Here is a 1,527-nt window from a genome sequence, read left to right as displayed (position 1 = left end):
GTTTCGTGCTGGTGGCCGCCGCCATTATTGCCACCCAAAGCCGGGGGGGCTTGCTGGGCATTTGTGCGGTCTGTGGCCTGTTTGCCTGGCAGCGGGTGAAGTCTAAAACCGTGCTGATCCTCTGTGGTTCCCTGGCGTTGCTGGTGCTGTTTGCCGCCGCAGGGATCAGTGATAGGGCATCTGGTGGTGCGGCCGAGAGTGGGGTCGATGCCTCCGCCATGGGGCGGATCTACGCCTGGCAGGCTGCCTGGGGCATGGCGTTAGGCCATCCGCTGGTGGGGGTGGGGCTGTCCAACTTCTATTACAACTACTTTTTCTACAGTCCCCACTGGGATGGCCTCAACCATGCAGTGCACTCCACCTGGTTCGGGGTACTGGCGGAAACCGGATTTGTCGGCCTGGCGCTGTTTATTGGTATGGTCACAGTGACGCTGCGTAGTTGTTGGCGTTGTCAGCTTGCTGGCATGCCTCCTGCAGTGATCACTGCCATGCAGGGTGTGATGGCTAGCATGGTGGGATTTGTTATTTCGGGGTCCTTCCTGACCCAAGGTTTTACCTGGCCCATCTATCTGGAGCTGGCGTTGGCTGTCGCCGCCATCAAATACGTCCAACAGGCCAGGGAAGCGGCTGCTGTGGTACAGGACACAAACGACACGGGAGCAGGATAATGAGTGCAACCCCCATTTTGCTGGTTCACTACGGTGAGGACTGGATCCGCGGCAGCGAACGCTGCCTGCTGGATCTGCTGGCTCACCTCGATCGCAGCCGTTTTGCACCTCTGCTCTGGTGCAACAGCCAGAGGTTGGCGGATGAAGCGGCCCGCCTCGGGGTGAACACTGTGGTTGAGCCCTTTACTCTGCTGCTCGGGTGGCAGGCTCCCCGTTTCGATTTGGCCGCTCATCGGGCTTTGTGCCAACGGGCGAGGGCGCTGATAGGTGAACATGGTGTCACGTTGGTACACGCCAACAGCGCCGCCCCCTGCCAGTGGTTGGCCGGAGTGTGCCGGGAGATGGCCGTGCCACTGGTGTGCCATCTGCATGCCCGTTATCAGCCCAGAGACAGGTTCACCTTACGGGTACACGAAGCCAATGTACTGATCGGGGTGAGCCAGCCGGTGCTGACCGCTTGGCGAGAGGATGGCTGCGAGCACGCTCGCCTGATCCACATTCCCAATGGCGTGGATGGTGAGCGCCTCAACAGTGGATCTCGCTGGCCTGTGCTCGACATGTTGGGGCTGCCCCCCGGGGGGCTGATTCTGGCCACGATAGGGTCGCTCATCAAACGAAAGGGGATCGATTTACTGATCCGCTCTCTGGCAGAACTCGTCAATTCAGGGGAAGAGGTACAACTTCTGGTGATTGGTAGCGGTCCTGAACGACTAGCCTTGGAGGCACTCGTGGTCGAGCTCGGGGTAGCGGAGCGGGTGCACTTTCTGGGCGAGCGTTCTGATAGCGCCGCTATTTTGCGGGGGGGAGTGGATCTCCTGGTGTCTGGTGCTCGCGAAGAGGTATTCGGTCTTACCTTGGC

The 1,527-nt window shown here is 60.2% G+C and carries 2 protein-coding genes; both read left to right on the top strand.

Going from position 1 to position 1,527, the window contains the following annotated elements:
* A partial coding sequence (locus AAC083_RS14425; RefSeq protein WP_181364766.1) for an O-antigen ligase family protein occupies nt 1-668 on the top strand: 668 nt, incomplete at its 5' end.
* Nucleotides 668-1,527: glycosyltransferase (locus tag AAC083_RS14420; RefSeq protein WP_108536968.1), on the top strand; the 860-nt coding region annotated here is incomplete at its 3' end. The genes AAC083_RS14425 and AAC083_RS14420, both read left to right, overlap by 1 nt.

Origin of the sequence: Aeromonas sp. HMWF014, from assembly GCF_963878295.1 — a bacterium.
In the GTDB taxonomy this organism is placed as follows: Bacteria; Pseudomonadota; Gammaproteobacteria; order Enterobacterales; family Aeromonadaceae; genus Aeromonas; species Aeromonas popoffii.
This window is presented reverse-complemented; position numbering and strand designations above follow the sequence as displayed.